The organism is Rhodococcus sp. NBC_00297 (assembly GCF_036173065.1).
In the GTDB taxonomy this organism is placed as follows: Bacteria; Actinomycetota; Actinomycetes; order Mycobacteriales; family Mycobacteriaceae; genus Rhodococcoides.
Window position 1 is genome coordinate 2,862,722 of the sequence record NZ_CP108041.1, and the last position, 19,530, is coordinate 2,882,251.

Here is a 19,530-nt window from a genome sequence, read left to right on the forward strand (position 1 = left end):
GCCGAGATCACGGCACTTTCGACGTACTCGCGGGGCATTGACGGGACTACGTGCGCTGAGCCTCGCGGGTCGCGGGGTGCACGGCGATCAATCCCAAGCCTTGCCGACGCCGACACAGCGCGGCGAGTTCGGTGTAGACGTCCTTGCCGAGCAGCTCCGTCAGCTCTGGCGCGTACGACTGCCAGACCGCCTTCGAGCCGACGTGTGCGTCGGGGGAGGCGGTGCAGTACCAACTGAGGTCGGCGCCGCCCTCACCCCAGCCGCGTCGGTCGTACTCGCCGACGACGGTCTGCAGGATCTCGACGCCGTCGGGGCGGGTCACCCAGTCCTGGGTGCGGCGGATGGGCAGCTGCCAGCAGACGTCGGGCTTCACCTCGAGGGGTTCGACGCCGGTGCGCAGCGCCATCCGGTGCAGTGCGCACCCGATGCCGCCCTCGAAGCCCGGTCGGTTGAGGAAGATGCACGCACCCTTGTACTTGCGGGTGCGCAGCGCCTGCTCGCCCTCGAGGTCGTCGACCTCCACGAAGCCCTTCTTGCCGTGCCCCTTGTCGAAGAACTGCCAGTCGTCCGGCGTGAGCATCTCGACGGAGGCGACGAGCTTGGCGTGGTCGTCGTCGTCCGACAGGAACGCTCCGTGCGAGCAGCACCCGTCGTCGGGCCGATCCGGCACCGTTCCCTGGCACGCGGCGGTACCGAAGACGCACGTCCAACTCGACAGCAACCACGTCAGATCCGCACGGACGACGTGCTCGGGGTTGGTCGGATCGACGAACTCGACCCACTCGCGCGGGAAGTCCGGCGCCACCTCGGGTGCGGGATCGAGTTTGTGGGTCGCCGCGGGTTCCAGCACGTCCGCGGGCCGTCCGGTGGCCTCGCCCGACCGCCGTCCGGCCTCGTCGCCCACGCTCGTCGTCTGCTTTGCGGCCCGGCCGGCCTCCGGCCTACCCGCCTTCTCAGCACGTGTCACAAGCCACGACGCTAGACCCAGTACGGTGTTCCCTGTGCGGTTAGGGGTGCTCGACGTCGGAAGCAACACGGTTCATCTGCTCGTGGTCGACGCTCACCGCGGCGGTCACCCGACACCGATGAGCTCCACCAAGGCTGCCCTGCGCCTGGCGGAGAACACCGACGACGCCGGTGACATCACCCAGTCCGGCTCCGATCGACTGGTGCGGACGGTCGCCGACTTCTCGTCGATCGCCACATCGTCGGGCTGCGGCGAGCTCATGGCCTTCGCCACGTCGGCCGTCCGCGACGCACGCAACTCGACCGCCGTGCTGAACCGAGTGCGTGACGAGACCGGCGTGAGCCTGCAGGTTCTCTCCGGCGAGGACGAGTCGCGACTGACGTTCCTGGCCGTGCGTCGGTGGTACGGCTGGAGTGCCGGGCGCATCCTCGACCTCGACATCGGCGGCGGATCCCTCGAGCTCAGCACCGGGATCGACGAGAACCCGGACGTGGCGATGTCGCTTCCCCTCGGCGCGGGCCGACTGACGCGCGACTGGCTGGCCGAGGATCCTCCCGGCAAGCGGCGGGTCGCCGTGCTGCGTGACTGGCTCGACGCGGAACTCGTCGAACCGGCGAAGAAGCTGCTCGAGCCGGGGCTGCCCGACCGGGCGGTGGGAACGTCGAAGACCTTCCGCTCGTTGGCTCGATTGACCGGTGCCGCTCCGTCGGCTGCCGGCCCCCGTGTCGTCAGGACCCTGACGGCCGACGGCCTGCGTCAGGTCATCTCGTTCATCTCGAGGATGACCTCGGCGGACCGTGCAGAATTGGAAGGCGTGAGCGCGGATCGATCACGACAGATGGTGGCCGGAGCACTGGTCGCCGAGGCGAGCATGCGCGCGCTGTCGATCGATTCGTTGGAGATCTGTCCGTGGGCGCTGCGTGAGGGATTGATCCTGCGCAAGCTGGACACGGAGACGTTCGGCGATGTGGTGGAGACTCGAGAGACATGAGTGACGACAACAACGGAAGTGGCGCGGCCGACACCGGACAGGTGTCGGTGGCGGAACTGCTCGCGCGCAACGGCGCCAAGGTGGACACGCAGTCCGGTGGCGGTCGACGTCGACGCGGCATGGCCGGCGGGATCTCCGTCGCCGAGCTGACCGGCGAGATCCCGATCGTTCGCGACGAGACCCCGGCCGAGGCGCCCGACGACGAGACCGACGCGTCGCCCGAGACCGAGTCGCCGCAGGACCAGCCGCGGCAGGCCGAGGCCGACGAGTCGACCCGCGACGCCGAGCCCGAGCGGCCCGCCCCGGCACCCGAGCCCACACGGACCACGCCCCGGATCGACGACCGCCGCCGTGAGCAGCAGGCCCGCCCGACCCCTGCGTTCGGTGCCGCCCGTTCCGCTCGGCCCGAACCCGCGCTGTTCTCCGGCGCTCCGTCCGTGGCGGTCGACCGCCTGCGCGCCTCCACCGAGGAGCGTGCGCTCGCACCCGAGCGGCCGGCGCAGGAGCGTCCCGCTTCCGACCGACCCGGCACTCCTGAGCAGCAGCGGTCGACGCCGGCCGAGCCGGAGGTCGACGCCGACGAGGTCACGGCCGAGAACGACGCGGTGACCACGATCGTCCCGGCACTGACCGAGGATTCCGAGACCCCGGACACGATCGCCACCGACACGGCCGACGAGGCCGATCTCGCGACCCCCACCGATGCGGAACCCGTCGAGGACGCACCGGTGGCGCCGTCGAAGTCCCGCAGCCCGGTCAAGCAGTGGTTGTCGCTGATCGGCCAGGGCATCGTGGCTATCGTGCTCGGCGCGCTCCTGTTCAAGGGGTTCGAGCGACTGTGGGAGATGCTCCCCTGGGTCGCTTTGGTCCTTGCGTTCTTCGTCATCGTCGGACTCGTGGCCGTGGTGCGTGTGCTGCGCCGCACCGACGACATCGTGTCGATCCTGCTGGCGGTGGTCGTGGGCGGATTCGTCACTCTGGGCCCGCTGGCCTTCATGCTCAGCACCACGTGACGACGCCCGGTCGCCGGCACGTTCCGGTGGGGTTGTCCACGGCCTCGGTCTATCCGCAGAACACCGAGTCCGCGTTCCGCTTCGCCGCGGAACTCGGCTTCGACGGGATCGAGCTCATGGTGTGGGCCGAGCCGATCAGCCAGGACGTCGGTGCGATCAAGCAGCTCAGCCGCGCGTACGGCGTTCCGGTTCTGGCGCTGCACGCACCGTGCCTGCTGATCACCCAGCGGGTGTGGGGTTCGGATCCGGTCTCGAAGCTGGTGCGCTCGGTCCACGCTGCCGAGGCGCTCGGCGCGTCCACCGTGGTGGTGCACCCGCCGTTCCGGTGGCAACGCATCTACGCCGACGGTTTTCCCGACCAGGTCGCCGAGCTCGAGTCCGACAACGAGGGCATGGTCGTCGCCGTCGAGAACATGTTCCCGATGCGTGCGGACCGGCTCTTCGGTGCGGGCACCGGCTCGGTGAAGCGGCTCGAGAAGCGCGGCGGGAAGCCCGGCATCGGGTTCACCGCGTTCGCGCCGTCCTACGACCCGACCGACGTGGGCCACCAGCACTACACGCTGGACTTCTCGCACACCGCGACGTCCGGGCTCGATGCCGTGGCGCTGTCCGAGCGCATGGGCGCCGGGCTCAAGCATCTGCATCTCGCGGACGGCCGCGGCGCCTCCGTCGACGAACACCTCGTGCCCGGCGACGGCACGCAGCCGGTCGCGGAGGTCTGCCAGGCGCTGGTCGCGCGAGGCTTCGACGGTCAGGCCGTGCTCGAGATCAACACCCAGAACGCGCGGACCGCCACCGAGCGGTCGGCCGCACTCGAACGATCGTTGGCGTTCGCCCGGCAGCACCTCTGACGTCCCTCACCTCTGAAGTCCGCACTCTCGGAAGATCGCACCCTCGGATAGTCGCACTATCCACTGTGGTCTAGAGTTCGACCGGTGCGCATGTCCGAGCTGGTCGAACGGTCCGGGGTCCCGCGACCCACGATCAAGTTCTACCTCCGCGAAGGGCTCCTCATGCCCGGGGTCGGCGCGGCGACGGTGTCCGAGTACACCGACGAGCACCTCGACCGCCTCCGGTTGATCAAGGCCCTGACCGGCTCCTCCCTTCCTCTCGGACGGATCAGGACGGTGCTCGCGGCCCTCGACGAGGCGACCGGCGACGTCCATCCCGCGATGAGCCGGGCACTCGGTGCGCTCCCGCCCTACCTCGACGACGCGGGGCACGACGGACTCGACCCGGGTCTGGCGCCGCGTACCTCGCGGATCCTGGAACGGCTCGGCCACGCCGCCGCCGATCTCCCGACCGACAGTTCTGCGGCTCGTCAGCTCGACCACTCGCTCGCCGCCGCCGACGCTGCGGGCGTTCCGCTCTCCGACGACGACGTCGTCGCATACGCCCGTGCCGTCCGCGTGATCGCGGAGGGGGAGTGGGCGCGGGTGCTCGACCACACAGAGCCACGCGCCGCCGTGCGCTTCGCCGTCCTCGGGACGGTGCTCTACGAACCGGTGGTCACCGCCCTGCGCCGCCTCGCGCACCACGATCTAGCCCAGCAGCACTTCGCCCCGACCGGCCTTCCCGACCGACTCACCCGGCCGGCCTCCGGCCTTCCCGACCGGCCCCACCCGACGACAGATTCGAGCGACCAGTGACCGACGCCCCGTTCCGCACCCTCACCACACTCGATCGCACCGACACGGATCTGTTCGAGGGCAGCATCGACCCGACGTGGACCATCGGCCCCAAGGTGCACGGCGGCGCCATGATGAGTGTCTGTGCCGCGGCCGCCACTCAGCGTCTCGCGCTGGACGACGACCCGATCGAGCTCACTCCGCTCGCAGTCAGCGCCAGCTACCTCGCGGCGCCCGATCCCGGCCCGGTGACGGTCGAGACGACGGTGCTCAAGCGTGGTCGGCGCGTGGTGCACGTCGACGCGGTGTTGCTGCAGAACGGTCGTCCCGCGGTGCGGAGCGTGGTCACGCTCGGCACGCCGGACAGCGGAGCGCCCGTGCACCAGGAGCACGAGTCGTCCCTGGCGTCGGTCCTCGACATGGCCGTCGAGCCGCCGGACTCGGCCGCTCGAGTGGCGCCCGGTCACCCGATGGCGGACGTCGTCCACGTCGCCACGGGCTGCGACATGCGTCTCGATCCCACCGCCGCGCACTTCCTGACCGGCGCGCAGGGGTCGGCGGAGATCCGCATGTGGGTCCGGCCGCGGCCCGTCGACGAGAACGATCCCGTCACCGCGGCGCTGTTCGCCATCATGGCCGGCGACATCTGCCCGCCCGTGACGATGAATCGCGGCCTCTTCGGCTGGGCTCCGACGGTCCAGCTCACGACGTACCTGCGCCACACCCCGGCACCCGGCTGGCTGCGCGTGAAGTCGTCGAGCACCGTGCTCGGCGGTTCCTGGTTCGAGGAGGACCACACCATCGTCGACTCCACCGGTGCCGTGGTGGTGCAGAGCCGACAGCTGGCCATGGTGCCGCTCGCGACCTGAGCCCGACCGAGGGACCGCGACACCCTGCCGATCGCCACCCGCGGCATGGCACGCTGAGCGCATGACGAGAATTGCGGTGATCGGCGGCGGCCGGATCGGTGAGGCGTTGATCGCGGGACTGATCGAGGGCGGGTTGCCCACCGGCAACGTGGTGCTGGCGGAGAAGTACCCGGCCCGCGCGGACGCGGTGGCCACCCAGTTCGGCATCCGGACCACCAGCGTGATCGACGCGATCGAGGGCGCCGACGTCATCGTCGTCGCGGTGAAGCCCGACGACGTCGACTCGGTGATCACCCAGATGTCCAAGGCGGAGCTCAACGGGGAGCGCGAGCAGATCATCGTCACGATGGCCGCCGGCGTCACCGCGTCGCGCTACGAGCCGAAACTGCCCGCGGGCATCCCGATCGTCCGCGTCATGCCCAACACCCCGATGTTGGTGGGCGAGGCGATGAGTGTGCTGGCCCCCGGCCGCCATGCCCGCTCGGAGCACATCGAGACAGTGCGCAAGCTGCTCGGCACCGTCGGGAAGACGGCCGTCGTGTCCGAGGACAAGATCGACGCGGTCACCGCCGTCTCCGGATCCGGACCCGCCTACTTCTTCCTCATGGCCGAGGCCATGATCGACGCCGCCGTGGGTCTCGGACTGCCTCGAGACACCGCCACGACACTGGTCGTCCAGACGATGGTGGGCTCCGCGGCGATGCTCGATCGCTCGGACGAGTCACCGCAGGAGCTCCGCGCCGGTGTGACGTCTCCCGGCGGCACCACGGCGGCGGCCATCGCCCAGCTGGAGCGAAAGGGCTTCCGAGCTGCGCTTCTCGACGCGATCGACGCCGCCAAGGCGCGGGGAACGGCTCTCGGTTCACCGGTCGAATAAATATTGGTCCCCCCACCCGTCGCTTTTGTCACTCGAGTCCCGCTAAGCTCGCTGCAGCACGTGCGTGTCTGTTCTGCCGGAGGGGAAGCCGGCAGCGCGGGCGTGCCGGAGGTATGTGGATTTATGGAATCCGTCAACAAGCCGTCCGGGTCGAGCAAGAGCTCGTCCCACGACGGCCAACCGGCTGTGGCCGGAACCCAGTTCCTCACGGTGGCAGAAGTTGCCTCACTGATGAGGGTGTCCAAGATGACCGTGTACCGCCTGGTGCACGGTGGCGAACTGCCCGCCGTTCGTGTGGGCCGTTCGTTCCGAGTGCATGCGAAGGCGGTGCACGACTACCTGGAGACGTCCTACTTCGACGCAGGCTGACGCACGCCTCGTCCCGTCTGTTCCACGTGGAACGGTGCATGCCCGGGGAAGGGCATGGCACGGTTCACCGGAATCGGACGGTTCGGGCGTGCGCCGCTGCTGCGGAGGCCGGTCGAGGGTGGTCGTGTGAGCTGGGTATGATGGGGCTGAGTCGCGTGAGCGCGCAGTCCCGTCACTGCCGTGTCCGCCGACGACCGAACAGCACCAGCAGCGGTATCAGCAGTGCAGCTGTACAGAGACGAAAGAACGCGAGGACACCCGCATGGGTTCAGTGATCAAGAAGCGTCGCAAGCGCATGTCGAAGAAGAAGCACCGCAAGCTGCTTCGCCGCACCCGCGTTCAGCGCAGGAAATTGGGTAAGTGATCCGGTAGGGATCGCGACGACTTCCGCCCGTGAGGATCGAGTTTCGACCGTCCTCGCGGGCGTTGTCGTATCCGGTCCCGCGGGTGTCGCGAGCCGGTTCTTCTCGTGCCGGAGCGCGCACGCGGGGTTCGTGACACCATGGCGTGTGCGGTGCCGCGCGAGCGGTGGCCACGGGAGAAACCGAGGGGGTCTGGTGAGCTCTGACGACACCGGGCGCGACGCTCCACGCGTCGTGCTCGTCACGGGAGCGAGCCGATTCCTGGGCGGATACCTCACCATGCGACTGGCGCAGAACCCGTCGATCGAGCGGGTCGTCGCCGTCGATGCCGTGGCACCAACCAAGGACATGATCCGGCGGATGGGTCGCGCCGAATTCGTGCGGGCGGACATCCGTAACCCGTTGATCGGCAAGGTCATCCGCAGCGCGGGCGTCGACACCGTCGTGCACGCGTCGCTGCTGTCCCGGCCGCCCAGCGGCGGTGGCCGCACGGTGATGAAGGACCTCAACGTGCTCGGGGCGATGCAGCTGTTCGCCGTCTGCCAGAAGTCGCCGACGGTGCGGCACGTGGTGCTGCGCTCGTCGACGGCGGTGTACGGCTGCAGTGCGAAGGATCCGGCGCAGTTCACCGAGGAGATGGGCGCGCGGTCACGTCCGCAGGGCGGCTTCGCCCGCGACGCCATCGAGACCGAGGGCTACGCCCGTGGGCTGGGCCGTCGTCGTCCGGACATCGACGTCAGCATCCTGCGCAACGCCCCCATGATCGGACCCCGGTTGAACGGATCCGTCTCGCGCTACCTCACCTCGCCGGTCACACCGTCGATCCTCGGTCGCGATGCGCGCATGCAGTTGCTGCACGAGGAGGACGCGCTCTCCGCACTCGAACGCGCCACGTTGGCCGGCCCCGCGGGCACCTTCAACATCGCGGCCGACGGCATCATCATGCTGTCGCAGGCCATCCGCCGAGCCGGCCGCGTGGAGCTGCCGGTGCCCATGGCCCTGTTCCGCACCACCGGCAAGGCGGTGATGGGATCGCTGATGCGCGACTTCTCGGCGGAGCAGCTCGACTACTTCAACTTCGGATGCGGGGTGGACACCACCCGGATGAAGAACGTCCTCGGATTCACCCCACGGTGGACCACCGTGCAGGCGTTCGACGACTTCGTGCGCGGAGTCGCGCTGACGCCGGTGATCCGGCGTCAATGGGTCGACGCGATCGAGAATCGTGTCATCGGACTGTTGGGCGGTGCGACCTCCGGGGCGCACCCGTCGCCCGTGTCGTTGCCGGCCGGAGCGGGAAGGTGACCGACGTGGCCAAAGTGATTCCGCTGCACGGTAAGTCGTTCGATCGCCTCCGGCAGTCCACGCCCGACGGTGGGCCACGCGCCGGCAGCGACCCGGCGGACGTCCGCGGTCGGCACCCCTCGTCCTATGCGTCCCCGTCGCCCTCGCCCTCCATGATGCCGAGTGTCGAGGTGCCGACGCCTCTGGTCGTGCCCGAGACGGCAGCACCGCATGCGACGCCGGACGTCGGCGAGTTCCCGTCGGCCGTCGAGTCGGTACGGCGTGCGCTCGTCGACCGTGTCGCCGGGGGAGCGGACTTCCTGCGGACGCGCCTGTCGGGCGACTACGAGGTCGACGAGTTCGGTTACGACCCCCACTTCGCCGATTCCGTCTGGCTTCCGGCGTTGCGACCGCTGTTCGAGAAGTGGTTCCGCGTCGAGGTGCGCGGGATCGAGAACGTGCCCGCCGAGGGCGGCGCTCTGGTGGTCTCGAACCACGCGGGTGTCATCCCGATCGACGGACTCATGGCCTCGGTCGCGATGCGGGATCACCACCCGCAGCACCGCGCGCTGCGCATGCTCGCCGCGGACCTCGCGTTCGAGACCCCGCTGGTCGGCAGCATCGCGCGCCGCGCCGGCCACACCCTGGCCTGCCAACCCGACGCCGAGCGACTGCTGCGTGGCGGCGAGGTCGTGGCGGTGTTCCCGGAGGGGTTCAAGGGCATCGGCAAGCCGTTCAGTGAGCGCTACAAGCTGCAGCGTTTCGGCCGCGGTGGCTTCGTCTCCGCCGCGCTGCGCACCCAGACGCCCATCATCCCGTGCTCGATCGTCGGGTCCGAGGAGATCTACCCGAAGATCGGTGACCTGACGACGCTCGCACGCGTCCTCGGCATGCCGTACTTCCCGGTCACGCCGCTGTTCCCGCACTTCGGTCCGCTGGGTCTCGTCCCGCTGCCGTCGAAGTGGTACATCGAGTTCGGCGAGCCCATCGAGACCACGTCCTACGAGCCGTCCGCCGCCGACGACCCGATGGAACTGTTCGAGGTCACCGACCGCGTGCGCGAGACGATCCAGCAGACGCTCTACCGGCTGCTGACCCGTCGCCGGAACGTCTTCCTCGGCTAGAGGACGTCGGCGATCAGCTCGTCGACGATCTGTGCCGAGAGCGTCACCAACGGGAGTCCGCCGCCGGGATGCGACGATCCACCGACCAGGAACAGGCCGGGGATCGGCGAGCGATTGGCGGGGCGCAGGAACGCGGCCGTCGCCCCGTTGGACGACGTTCCGTAGATGGACCCGCCCGGAGTCATGGTGCGGCGCATCAAATCTGCCGGCGAGATGATCTCCCGCCACAGCACCCGCTCGCGCACGTCCACTCCGCGCGCCGCCATGACGTCGAGGATGCGGTCGGCGTAGCCCTCCGACAGTTCGGGAGCGTCCCAGTCGACCAGTGCCGAGGAACCGGTGCCGTGTCGCGCGGCGTTCACCAGGACGAACCAGGCCTCGGTGTCGTCGTCCGGGCGCAGAGCCGGATCGTCGGGGGCGCTGACGTACACGGTCGGGGCGTCGGCAGGGTGCGCCGGCCGCGTGCGGGTGCCGAAGACGGCGTCGAACTCGGCGTCGTAGTCGTCCGGGAACAGCACCCGGTGGTGCGGGGTGTCGGCGTCGCGGTCCCGCAGAGCCAGCAGGATCACGAAGCCGGACAGGCTCGCGGTGGTCGCGTCGAGGCGCCGCCGGGCGAGCGCGGTGCGCCGCGTGGCAGGGACCAGAGATCGGTAGACCTGCTCGGCATCGGCGTTCGCGACGACGATGTCGGCCGCGACGGGTCCGTGTGTGGTGTCGACGCCGGTGGTGCGTCCGTTCTCGACGCGCACGCCGGTCACCGTGACACCCGTGCGGATCTCCGCTCCGAGCGACGTCGCGCGGTCGGCGATCGCCTCGGCGATGCGGTGCAGCCCACCGGGAACGTGCCACGATCCCCAGCGCTGCTCGACGTGCGGCACCGTGGCCAGGGCCGCCGGGGCGCGCCGCGGATCCGAGCCGGTGTAGGTGGCGTAGCGGTCGAGCATCATCGCCAGCCGGGGATCGGTGAGGTACTGCCGACCCAGATCACGCAGCGACGACCACGGGCTGATGGTGCGGAGGTCACCCACCCGTCGCGACAGCGACACCAGTTCGCGGGGGCCGATGGGCGACTCGAGGAACGCCTCGTGGGTGGCGTCCCAGATCTGCTCGGCACGCTCGGAGAACCGGGACCACTGCGCACCGGCACCGGCTCCGAGCGCCGAGTCCAGAGCGGCGGGGATCTCCTCCGCGCGACCGGGCATGTCCAGCTCGGTGCCGTCGGGAAAGCGGTAGCGACACGCGACCGGGAGCCGGTCGAACGTGAGGTCCGACGGCCCACCGGTCTGCGCGAAGAGATCGTCGAACACGTGCGGCATGGTGACCAGTGACGGCCCGGTGTCGAACGAGAAGCCGTCCCGCCGGACGATGCCGAGCTTCCCGCCCAGATCGTGCGACTGCTCGAGCACGACGGTCTCGACACCGCGGTGGGCCAGGCGGGCGGCGGTGGCGAGTCCGCCGACACCCGCACCGATGACGACTGCTCTCACAGGTAGGCCGGAGGCCGGTCGGGTGGCGGGTAGGCCGGAGGCCGGTCGGTTCATACGTTGCGTCGGCCGAGCACCGCGGCGACGCCGCCGCCGACGGCACCGAGTGCGAGAGCGGTGGGGACGCCGATCTTGGCGGCCTTGCGGCCGGTGCGGAAGTCGCGGATCTCCCACCCGCGGTTCTTCGCGAGCTCGCGCAGGTCCGCGTCGGGATTGACCGCGACGGCCGTCCCGACGAGGGACAGCATCGGTACGTCGTTGTGGCTGTCGGAGTAGGCGGTGCAGCGTCGCAGGTCGAGGCCCTCGCGCACGGCGAGGGTCCGCACGGCGTGGGCCTTGCCGCGACCGTGCAGGATGTCGCCGACGAGGCGCCCGGTGAAGACGCCGTCCTTGCTCTCGGCGACGGTGCCCAACGCGCCGGTCAGGCCGAGGCGTTTGGCGATGATGGACGCCAGCTCCACCGGGGTGGCGGTGACGAGCCACACCTGCTGGCCGGCGTCGAGGTGCATCTGCGCGAGAGCACGGGTGCCGGCCCAGATGCGGTCGGCGATGATCTCGTCGAAGATCTCCTCGCCGAGCCGCACGATCTCCGCGGTCGAGCGGCCCTCGACGAAGGACAGTGCCTTCTCGCGGCCGGTGCTGACGTCGCCCAGGTTCTCCTTGCCGCTCACCCGGAACTTGATCTGCTGCCAGGCGAACTCGGAGACGTCCTTGGACGTGAAGTACTTGCGGGCCGCGAGCCCGCGGGCGAAGTGGATGATCGACGCGCCCTGCACCATCGTGTTGTCGACGTCGAAGAACGCGGCGGCTGTGAGATCACGCGGAACCGTACTGACGTGGTCGTCGGCGGCCTCGGCGCTCTCGGCCTGCAGCGCGATGGCGGCATCGGCGCTCGCCTCGCCGGCGAGCTTGGCGCGGATCTGGGCGGCGGTGGGGCCGAGGGGATTGCGGATCCGTCGACGGACCTGCTTCTCGGCCGCCTCCGGGTCGACGAGTCGACGTTCCCGCGACTCGTCCATCACCTCGGGCGACTCGGTGAGTTCCGAATCGGGCGTGACAGCAGCATGTGCGTCGTCCGGATCATGCTGATCGGGCACGGTGCACCTCCCCACCTCGACCGGTCGTCCCACGGGCGCGGGCCGTCCCGGTCCTGCCGATCCACCCTAACCGCGTGCGCGAGGCGGTGAGACACTCGACTCATGACCAGCCCGGTACGCACCGTGACGTTGCTGACACGCGCCGGATGCGGGGCGTGCGACGCCGCCCTGCGCGTGCTCGTTCCCCTGTGTGCGGAGTACGGCGTGGCCTGCGAGTCGGTCGACGTCGACGCGGTGGCCGCGCAGGACCCTGACCTGCGGGCGGAGTACGGGGACCGGCTGCCGGTGGTGCTGCTGGACGGCCGCGAACACAGCTACTGGGACGTCGACGTGCCCCGGCTGCGGCGCGATCTGGAGAACTGACCCGGGCCGCTCGTCACCGTCGGTGCGCGCGGCCGTCGGATCGCCGGGCGCGGGATCGTACTACACGGGTCGGCGACTTTGTTCATCCCTCCACGAGAGGTTACCGTGGAGAGAAGAAAGGGGTCGGCGACGAACCCTGCGTCACAGGTACCACGGTCCTGTGCGTGGCCCGCCGATCCTCGGATGACCGTGGAGACCGCATGCCTGTCATCAGGCGTGCCGTCGGACGAGGAGCCTTCGACGTGACCTCACAACGCCGCCTGCCCGGCGTCGGTATCGCGCGCTCCGGCGCCGTGTCCGACTCCGGCCGCGACGGTGGTGCTGTGTCTCGTGACGGTGGTGCGGTCTCTCGCGCTGTGCCCCAGGCTACGGTCACCCGATTCGCGGGGTATCTCCGGGTACTGAGTTCGCTGACCGACACCCGAGTGATGATCGTCTCGAGCGAGGACCTCGCGACGGCCGCCGGGGTCGGTTCGGCCACGCTGCGCAAGGACCTCTCGTTCCTCGGCCCGATGGGCGTGCGCGGAGTGGGATACGACGTCGCTCGCCTGCGGGCGCGCATCGAGCTGGCGCTCGGTCTGGATCGCGGTCACCGCGTCGTGCTGGTGGGCACCGGCAACCTCGGCACCGCACTGGTCGGGTACGACGGGTTCAGTCGTCGCGGTTTCACGATGGTCGCCCTGTTCGACAGCGATCCGGCCGTCGTGGGCCGTGAGATCACCGTCGGCAACGCCGACGACGGCTACTCGCAGCTCACCGTTCTGCACGTCGATCGGCTGGTCGAGGTCGCCGCCGAGCTCGGCGCCACCGTCGGCGTCGTCGCCACGCCGGACGCTGCCGCCCAGTCCGCCGTCGACGCCCTCGTCGAGGCCGACATCGACTGCATCCTCAGTTTCGCGTCCACCGATCCGGTGACGCCCCCGCACGTCGATCTCCGCCGCGTCGATCTCGCCGTGGAGCTGCAGGTCCTCTCGTTCGCGAACGCCCACAAGGCACCGCGCATCCGTCCCGCCCGCCCGGTCTGTCGTGATCCCCGGACGGTCACCCCCGCTAGTAGAAACGGATCGGTGATAGCACCGTGAGTGTCCTTCTCCTCGGGATTTCGCATCGAAGCGCTCCCGTCTCGGTGCTCGAACGTATCGCTGTCAGCGACACGGAACGCCCGAAACTGACCGACGAGATCATGATGTCGCCGCATGTCTCCGAGGTCATGATCGTCTCGACGTGCAACCGCGTCGAGGTGTATGCGGTGGTCGACGCCTTCCACGGCGCCCTGACCGATCTCGGTGCACTGTTGTCCGAGCACTCCGGTCTCGAGCTCGCCGAGCTCACGAAGTACGCCTACGTGCGCTACAGCGAGGCCGCGGCCGAGCACCTGTTCGCCGTCGCCGGCGGACTCGACTCGATGGTGATCGGTGAGCAGCAGATCCTCGGGCAGATTCGTGCCGCCTACGCAGCGTCGGACGCTCAGCAGGCATCGGGCCGCGCGCTCCACGAGCTGGCGCAGCAGGCGCTGCGCGTGGGCAAGAAGGTCCACTCCGAGACGGGCATCGACAAGGCGGGAGCCTCCGTGGTCTCCGTCGCGCTCGATCGCGCCTCCGACGTGCTCGGTGGTCTCGCGGGCAAGAAGGCCGTCGTGCTCGGCGCCGGCGCGATGGGCGGTCTCTCCGTCGCTCATCTGACGCGCACCGGCATCGGCAGCATCGCGGTCGCCAACCGCACCCAGAGCCGCGCGCAGCACCTGTCCGAGACCGCGGCCGCGGGCGGCGTGACGTCGTTCGCGATCACACTCGACCAGCTCTCCGCGACGGTGGCGGACGCCGACATCCTCGTCACCTGTACCGGTGCGGTGGGTGCCGTCGTGACCATTGCCGACGCCCATCGTGCGCTCGCCCAGCGCGACACGCAGGCTCGCCCGCTGGTGATCTGCGACCTGGGCCTGCCTCGCGACGTCGAGCACGCCGTCGCCGGCCTGCCCGGCGTGACCGTCCTGGACATGGAGTCGCTGCAGCACGATCCCGCGGCCGGCGCCGCGGCGTCCGACGAGCGTGCGGCCCGCGACATCGTGGCCGCCGAGCTCGCCTCCTACCTGTCCGGACAGCGCCTCGCCGAGGTCACCCCGACCGTCACGGCGCTGCGTCAGCGGGCCGCCGAGGTCGTCGAGTCGGAGCTCATGCGGCTCGACTCACGACTGCCCGATCTGGCCGACCCGCAGCGCGACGAGGTGGCCCGCACCGTGCGCCGCGTCGTCGACAAGCTGCTGCACGCGCCCACCGTGCGCGTGAAGCAGCTGGCCACCACGCCGGGCGGCGACTCCTACGCCGAGGCGCTCCGGGAGCTCTTCGAGCTCTCGCCGAGCACGGTTCAGGCCGTCGCGTCGCCGATGGAGGTCGCCACCGCCGTCGACACGGACAATCCCACCGCCGCCCTCGCGGACGACTTCACCCTCTCCCACGAGCGGGGTACGGAATGATCGCGAACGCCGCTGCGCTGGGTGATCGCGTGGTGCGTATCGGTACCCGCGGCAGCCTGCTCGCCACGACGCAGGCCGAGACCGTCCGCGCTGCCATCACGGCCGCCGGTGTCCGAACCGAGCTGGTCGTCGTGACCACCGCGGGCGACAAGTCGGCCGCACCGGTGCAGGAGATCGGCGTGGGCGTCTTCACCGCCGCCCTCCGGGAAGCATTGGCGGACAAGACCATCGACGTCGCCGTGCACTCCTACAAGGATCTTCCGACGGCGGAGGACGAGCGTTTCACCATCGGCGCGATCCCGCAGCGCGAGGACGCGCGTGACGCCCTGGTGGCGCGCGACGGACTGGTGCTCGGCGAACTGCCCGCCGGTTCCACCGTCGGCACGTCCGCACCGCGGCGTATCGCCCAGCTGCGCGCACTCGGCCTCGGCCTGGACGTGCAGCCCCTGCGCGGCAACCTCGACACTCGCATCGGCAAGGTCACCAAGGGTGAGCTCGACGCCGTCGTCGTGGCCCGTGCCGGACTGGCGCGGATCGACCGTCTGGACGTCGTCACCGAGGCTCTCGAGCCGGTGCAGTTCCTGCCGGCTCCCGCTCAGGGGGCACTCGCAGTGGAGTGCCGCTCCGACGACCACGATCTGGCCTCCGTGCTCGCGACCCTCGACGATCCCGCGGCGCGCGCCTCGGTGACGGCGGAGCGGGCCCTGCTCGCCGAGCTCGAGGCCGGCTGCACCGCTCCGGTCGGGGCCATCGCCGAGGTCGTCGAGTCCATCGACGAGGACGGCCGAGTCTTCGAGGAACTGTCCCTGCGCGGCTGCGCCGCCGCGGTGGACGGCTCCGACGTGATCCGAGCCTCCGCAGTGGGGCCCGTCGACGACGCCGACGGCATCGGCCGCCGTGTCGCCCGTGAACTTCTCGAACTCGGCGCCAGAGACCTGGTCGCCGTCACCGAGCCCTCCAGTTCGTCCACCGCCGCCTCGACCCAGAGACCGGGCGGTACCGAGAAAGGCGAGTCGATCGATGCGTGAGCAGAGGGCGCTGAGCGTCGTCGGGACCGCGAGCCGACACAGACGTGGCGGCCTGCCCGGGCGACGCGTGACACCCCGTCCGGGACGGTACGAGCGCATCGCCACATCGCGGTTGATCCCCAAGCGGGGTCCCGCCACCGAGATCGAGATCCGCTTCCGCGACAAGTACGCGGAACAGACTGCACTGGAGAACGAATCATGAGCCGAGTCCGCAAGAACACCCCGGGACGGATCCTGTTCGTGGGCTCCGGACCGGGCGACCCGGCCCTGCTCACCGTCCGGGCGAGGGACGCGCTGGCGATCGCCGAGATGGCCTTCACCGATCCCGACGTCGACAAGGGTGTCATCGCCCTGGTGGGCACCGCAGTCCCGGCCGACGCCGAGACGGGCGAGAACGGCGTGGACGTGCGTCCGGCGCTCGGCGAGCCCGCCGAGGTGGCCAAGACGCTGGTCGCCGAGGCGAAGAACGGCCACGACGTGGTGCGGCTCGTCTCGGGTGACCCGCTGACCACAGACTCCGTCATCGCCGAGGTCACCGCCGTGGCGCGGACCCAGGTGCAGTTCGAGGTCGTTCCCGGCCTTCCCGCGGGGTCCGCGGTGCCGAGCTACGCCGGCATGGCACTGGGCTCCGAGCACACCGAGGCGGACGTCCGGGGCGACGTCGACTGGGCGTCGCTCGCCGCGGCACCCGGACCGCTCGTCCTGCACGCGACGTCCGGCCACCTCGCCGAGACCGCCAGCGCGCTCGTCGAGCACGGCCTGGCCCCGCAGACGCCTGTCGCCATCACCGTCCGCGGTACGACGCGTCAGCAGCGCACCGTCGAGGCGACACTCGCGACGCTGAACGACGCGGGATCCGAGCTCGTGGGATCACTCATCGTCACGGTCGGCAAGGTCGTCTCGCAGCGCAGCCGGATGTCCTGGTGGGAGAGCCGCGCGCTGTACGGCTGGACCGTCCTCGTGCCCCGCACCAAGGACCAGGCCGGCGAGATGAGCGAGCGCCTGGTGACGCACGGCGCCATCCCCATCGAGGTGCCGACCATCGCCGTCGAGCCGCCGCGCAGCCCCGCTCAGATGGAGCGCTCGGTCAAGGGCCTCGTGGACGGCCGCTACCAGTGGGTCGTCTTCACCTCCACCAACGCTGTGCGCGCGGTGTGGGAGAAGTTCGAGGAGTTCGGACTCGACGCTCGCGCGTTCTCCGGCGTCAAGATCGCCTGCGTCGGCGAAGCGACGGCCGAGAAGGTCCGCTCGTTCGGCATCAACCCCGAGCTCGTCCCGTCCGGCGAGCAGAGTTCCACCGGGCTGCTCGAGGACTTCCCGCCGTACGACGAGGTCTTCGACCCCGTCAACCGGGTCCTGCTGCCGCGCGCCGACATCGCGACCGAGACTCTCGCCGAGGGCCTCCGCGAGCGCGGCTGGGAGATCGACGACGTCACCGCGTACCGCACGGTGCGCGCTGCGCCGCCGGCCGCCGAGACCCGCGAGATGATCAAGACCGGCGGCTTCGACGCCGTGTGCTTCACGTCGAGCTCCACCGTGCGCAACCTCGTCGGCATCGCCGGCAAGCCGCACGCGCGCACCCTCGTGGCGTGCATCGGACCGAAGACCGCCGAGACGGCCGTCGAGTTCGGCCTGCGTGTCGACGTGCAGCCCGAGACGGCTCATGTCGGACCGCTGGTCGAGGCACTGGCCGAGCACGCTGCACGACTGCGCGCCGAGGGTGCACTGCCGCCTCCGCGCAAGAAGTCTCGTAGGCGCTGACCCGCCCGTGCGCCCTTTGCGCATCCAGGGATACGCAAAGGGCGCACGGCCGAACGAAGTGAGGGTTCCGTGTTCCCCGTAGACCGTCCCCGGCGACTGCGTCGTACCCCAGCCATCCGCCGGTTGGTGGCGGAGACGTCGCTCGAACCGCGGCACCTGGTGCTGCCGATGTTCGTGGCCGACGGCCTCGATGCCCCGCGCGAGATCAGCTCCATGCCGGGCGTCGTCCAGCACACCCTGGACTCGCTGTCCGCCGCTGCCGACGAGGCCGTGCGGGCCGGAGTCGGCGGTCTGATGCTCTTCGGGGTTCCGCGTCCGGAGGACAAGGACGGACAGGGGTCGATGGCCTCGGATCCCGACGGCATCCTGAACACAGGTCTGCGTCGGCTCCGAGACGACCTCGGCGACAGCACCGTCCTGATGGCGGACACGTGCCTCGACGAGTTCACCGACCACGGTCACTGCGGTGTCCTCGCCGCGGACGGCAGCGTCGACAACGACGCGACGCTGGTGCGCTACGTGGACATGGCTGTGGCGCAGGCGGAATCGGGCGCTCACCTGCTCGGCCCGAGCGGCATGATGGACGGGCAGATCGGCGCGATCCGCGAGGGCCTCGACACCGCCGGATTCGCCGACGTGGGTCAGCTGGCCTACACGGCGAAGTACGCCTCCGCGTTCTACGGCCCGTTCCGCGAGGCCGTCGGGTCGACGTTGCGCGGCGATCGCCGGACCTATCAGCAGGATTCGGCCAATCGGCGCGAGTCGATGCGCGAACTCGACCTCGACATCGCCGAGGGTGCCGACATGGTGATGGTGAAGCCCGCGATGAGCTACCTCGACATCCTGCGCGACGTGGCCGACGCGTCACCCGTGCCCGTCGCCGCTTATCAGATCTCGGGGGAGTACGCGATGATCACCGCCGCCGCGCAGAACGGGTGGATCGACCGCGACGCGGCGATCATGGAGTCCGTCACCAGTATTCGCCGAGCAGGCGCCGACATCGTCCTCACCTACTGGGCCACCGAGATCGCGACGCGGCTGTGAACGACCAGCGCCCGGGCGGCAACCCGGAGGACCCTCGCCACGACCCCCACGATCCGCAGGGTCAGCCGCAGTGGGGTCAGCAGCCGCAGTGGGGTCAGCAGCCGCAGTGGGGTCAGCAGCCGCAGTGGGGTCAGCAGCCGCAGTGGGGTCAGCAGCCGCAGGGCAACTGGCACCCCGAGGGTCTGCCCCCGAGTGCGATGCAGCCGATGCGGTCACCGGAGAACAGCGAGGCGCCGGTCGACATCGAGACGGCGCGCCACCTGTGGTTCGGCGTGATCGGCATCGGTCTGCTCTCGATGCTCATCGGGCTCTACTCCCTGTTCACCGATCGTGACGCCTTTCTCGACGCGTTCCTGACGGACCTCGAGGCGCAGGACCCGTCGTTGGCACTGCCGCCCGAGACCGCGGACACCGTGCTCGTCGTGGCCATGGTGTTGTCGTTGATCGTCGGGGTGCTGATCGCGGGGCTCGTCCTGCTGGTGGTGCGGAAGATGCGGGCCGGGAAGCTCTGGGCGCGCGCGGTTCTCACGGCGATCGGCGTGGTCATCGTCGTCACCACGATTCCCACGCTGTTCGGCCTCGGTTCGGGAGGCGCGATCGCCCTGGTCACCGCGGTGCTCGGGATCCTGCAGGCCGTCGCGGCCGCGGGTGCGGTGTACCTGATGCATCGACGCGAGTCGTCGGAGTACTTCCTCTCCCGGAGATCACCGCGCTGACCTGCGACACGCCGTGACAGATGTGACCTGAGTTACAGAAGTGGCGTTATGGTTCTGACGATCGGACACACCCTGATCGG

At 70.0% G+C, this 19,530-nt stretch carries 21 protein-coding genes; 18 read left to right on the forward strand and 3 right to left on the reverse strand.

Features of this window, described 5'->3' with window-relative positions; translation table 11 throughout:
• Positions 1–46 precede the first annotated feature (46 nt).
• Positions 47–847 (reverse strand): hypothetical protein, encoded by an 801-nt coding sequence (locus OG947_RS13725; protein WP_328814024.1) that lies wholly within the window; start codon positions 845–847, stop codon positions 47–49.
• A gap of 154 nt (positions 848–1,001) precedes the next feature.
• Here OG947_RS13725 and OG947_RS13730 point away from each other — a divergent pair, with 154 nt between their 5' ends.
• From OG947_RS13730 to OG947_RS13775, 10 genes are all read left to right on the forward strand, one after another.
• A complete protein-coding gene (locus tag OG947_RS13730) occupies positions 1,002–1,958 on the forward strand; it encodes a Ppx/GppA phosphatase family protein (RefSeq protein WP_027504497.1) in 957 nt (318 codons plus the stop codon).
• A complete protein-coding gene (locus OG947_RS13735) occupies positions 1,955–2,971 on the forward strand; it encodes a hypothetical protein (protein ID WP_328812086.1) in 1,017 nt (338 codons plus the stop codon). The genes OG947_RS13730 and OG947_RS13735 overlap by 4 nt, the downstream gene beginning before the upstream one ends.
• A complete protein-coding gene (locus OG947_RS13740) occupies positions 2,968–3,822 on the forward strand; it encodes a sugar phosphate isomerase/epimerase family protein (RefSeq protein ID WP_231476212.1) in 855 nt (284 codons plus the stop codon). The genes OG947_RS13735 and OG947_RS13740 overlap by 4 nt, the downstream gene beginning before the upstream one ends.
• Before the next feature lie 90 nt (positions 3,823–3,912).
• Entirely contained in the window at positions 3,913–4,620 is a 708-nt protein-coding gene (locus tag OG947_RS13745) for a MerR family transcriptional regulator (RefSeq protein WP_328814025.1), read from the forward strand.
• On the forward strand, positions 4,617–5,468 hold the full coding sequence (locus OG947_RS13750; protein ID WP_442973062.1) for a thioesterase family protein: 852 nt from the start codon (positions 4,617–4,619) through the stop codon (positions 5,466–5,468). The genes OG947_RS13745 and OG947_RS13750 overlap by 4 nt, the downstream gene beginning before the upstream one ends.
• A gap of 61 nt (positions 5,469–5,529) precedes the next feature.
• On the forward strand, positions 5,530–6,345 hold the full coding sequence (gene proC / locus OG947_RS13755; RefSeq protein ID WP_056441616.1) for a pyrroline-5-carboxylate reductase: 816 nt from the start codon (positions 5,530–5,532) through the stop codon (positions 6,343–6,345).
• 123 nt (positions 6,346–6,468) lie between these two features.
• Positions 6,469–6,714: a helix-turn-helix domain-containing protein gene (locus OG947_RS13760; RefSeq protein ID WP_027504502.1), complete on the forward strand. Its 246-nt coding sequence runs from the start codon at positions 6,469–6,471 to the stop codon at positions 6,712–6,714.
• Positions 6,715–6,976: 262 nt separating this feature from the next.
• The gene (locus tag OG947_RS13765) at positions 6,977–7,078 is read left to right on the forward strand and encodes a 30S ribosomal protein bS22 (RefSeq protein WP_003402602.1); all 102 of its coding nucleotides are present in this window, start codon (positions 6,977–6,979) and stop codon (positions 7,076–7,078) included.
• A gap of 193 nt (positions 7,079–7,271) precedes the next feature.
• Positions 7,272–8,381: an NAD-dependent epimerase/dehydratase family protein gene (locus OG947_RS13770; RefSeq protein ID WP_328812087.1), complete on the forward strand. Its 1,110-nt coding sequence runs from the start codon at positions 7,272–7,274 to the stop codon at positions 8,379–8,381.
• Positions 8,378–9,484: a lysophospholipid acyltransferase family protein gene (locus OG947_RS13775; protein WP_027504503.1), complete on the forward strand. Its 1,107-nt coding sequence runs from the start codon at positions 8,378–8,380 to the stop codon at positions 9,482–9,484. The genes OG947_RS13770 and OG947_RS13775 overlap by 4 nt, the downstream gene beginning before the upstream one ends.
• Here the strand turns inward: OG947_RS13775 and OG947_RS13780 are convergent.
• Together OG947_RS13780 and OG947_RS13785 are read right to left on the reverse strand one after the other, a co-directional pair.
• Positions 9,481–10,971 (reverse strand): phytoene desaturase family protein, encoded by a 1,491-nt coding sequence (locus OG947_RS13780; RefSeq protein ID WP_328812088.1) that lies wholly within the window; start codon positions 10,969–10,971, stop codon positions 9,481–9,483. The genes OG947_RS13775 and OG947_RS13780 overlap by 4 nt on opposite strands.
• 50 nt (positions 10,972–11,021) lie before the next feature.
• On the reverse strand, positions 11,022–11,987 hold the full coding sequence (locus OG947_RS13785; RefSeq protein ID WP_222631034.1) for an HAD family hydrolase: 966 nt from the start codon (positions 11,985–11,987) through the stop codon (positions 11,022–11,024).
• A gap of 180 nt (positions 11,988–12,167) precedes the next feature.
• On the opposite strand from OG947_RS13785, the gene OG947_RS13790 reads away from it, so the two are divergent.
• From OG947_RS13790 to OG947_RS13825, 8 genes are all read left to right on the forward strand, one after another.
• A complete protein-coding gene (locus OG947_RS13790) occupies positions 12,168–12,428 on the forward strand; it encodes a glutaredoxin family protein (protein ID WP_027504505.1) in 261 nt (86 codons plus the stop codon).
• Between the two features lie 200 nt (positions 12,429–12,628).
• Positions 12,629–13,510 (forward strand): redox-sensing transcriptional repressor Rex, encoded by an 882-nt coding sequence (locus OG947_RS13795; protein ID WP_037184687.1) that lies wholly within the window; start codon positions 12,629–12,631, stop codon positions 13,508–13,510.
• Positions 13,507–14,901, forward strand: coding sequence for a glutamyl-tRNA reductase (locus OG947_RS13800; RefSeq protein ID WP_056441625.1), 1,395 nt, complete (start codon positions 13,507–13,509; stop codon positions 14,899–14,901). Before OG947_RS13795 ends, OG947_RS13800 begins: the two co-directional genes overlap by 4 nt.
• Positions 14,902–14,930: 29 nt before the next feature.
• Positions 14,931–15,929: a hydroxymethylbilane synthase gene (gene hemC, locus OG947_RS13805; protein ID WP_027504508.1), complete on the forward strand. Its 999-nt coding sequence runs from the start codon at positions 14,931–14,933 to the stop codon at positions 15,927–15,929.
• A complete protein-coding gene (locus tag OG947_RS13810; RefSeq protein ID WP_155956936.1) occupies positions 15,922–16,131 on the forward strand; it encodes a hypothetical protein in 210 nt (69 codons plus the stop codon). Before hemC ends, OG947_RS13810 begins: the two co-directional genes overlap by 8 nt.
• On the forward strand, positions 16,128–17,690 hold the full coding sequence (locus OG947_RS13815) for a bifunctional uroporphyrinogen-III C-methyltransferase/uroporphyrinogen-III synthase (protein WP_328812089.1): 1,563 nt from the start codon (positions 16,128–16,130) through the stop codon (positions 17,688–17,690). The genes OG947_RS13810 and OG947_RS13815 overlap by 4 nt, the downstream gene beginning before the upstream one ends.
• A 69-nt stretch (positions 17,691–17,759) precedes the next feature.
• Complete coding sequence (gene hemB, locus OG947_RS13820; RefSeq protein WP_027504510.1) at positions 17,760–18,734, forward strand: porphobilinogen synthase; 975 nt, start codon at positions 17,760–17,762, stop codon at positions 18,732–18,734.
• Complete coding sequence (locus tag OG947_RS13825) at positions 18,731–19,450, forward strand: DUF5336 domain-containing protein (RefSeq protein WP_328812090.1); 720 nt, start codon at positions 18,731–18,733, stop codon at positions 19,448–19,450. The genes hemB and OG947_RS13825 overlap by 4 nt, the downstream gene beginning before the upstream one ends.
• Positions 19,451–19,530: the final 80 nt, after the last annotated feature.

Excerpts from the sequence above, each read along its gene's own strand:
- OG947_RS13745 (WP_328814025.1), top strand. The coding sequence starts at position 3,913 with ATGTCCGAGCTGGTCGAACGGTCCGGGGTCCCGCGACCCACGATCAAG.
- OG947_RS13735 (WP_328812086.1), top strand. The coding sequence starts at position 1,955 with ATGAGTGACGACAACAACGGAAGTGGCGCGGCCGACACCGGACAGGTG.
- proC (WP_056441616.1), top strand. The coding sequence starts at position 5,530 with ATGACGAGAATTGCGGTGATCGGCGGCGGCCGGATCGGTGAGGCGTTG.
- OG947_RS13765 (WP_003402602.1), top strand. The coding sequence starts at position 6,977 with ATGGGTTCAGTGATCAAGAAGCGTCGCAAGCGCATGTCGAAGAAGAAG.
- OG947_RS13785 (WP_222631034.1), bottom strand. The coding sequence starts at position 11,987 with ATGGACGAGTCGCGGGAACGTCGACTCGTCGACCCGGAGGCGGCCGAG.
- OG947_RS13790 (WP_027504505.1), top strand. The coding sequence starts at position 12,168 with ATGACCAGCCCGGTACGCACCGTGACGTTGCTGACACGCGCCGGATGC.
- OG947_RS13795 (WP_037184687.1), top strand. The coding sequence starts at position 12,629 with ATGCCTGTCATCAGGCGTGCCGTCGGACGAGGAGCCTTCGACGTGACC.
- OG947_RS13815 (WP_328812089.1), top strand. The coding sequence starts at position 16,128 with ATGAGCCGAGTCCGCAAGAACACCCCGGGACGGATCCTGTTCGTGGGC.
- OG947_RS13760 (WP_027504502.1), top strand. The coding sequence starts at position 6,469 with ATGGAATCCGTCAACAAGCCGTCCGGGTCGAGCAAGAGCTCGTCCCAC.
- OG947_RS13810 (WP_155956936.1), top strand. The coding sequence starts at position 15,922 with ATGCGTGAGCAGAGGGCGCTGAGCGTCGTCGGGACCGCGAGCCGACAC.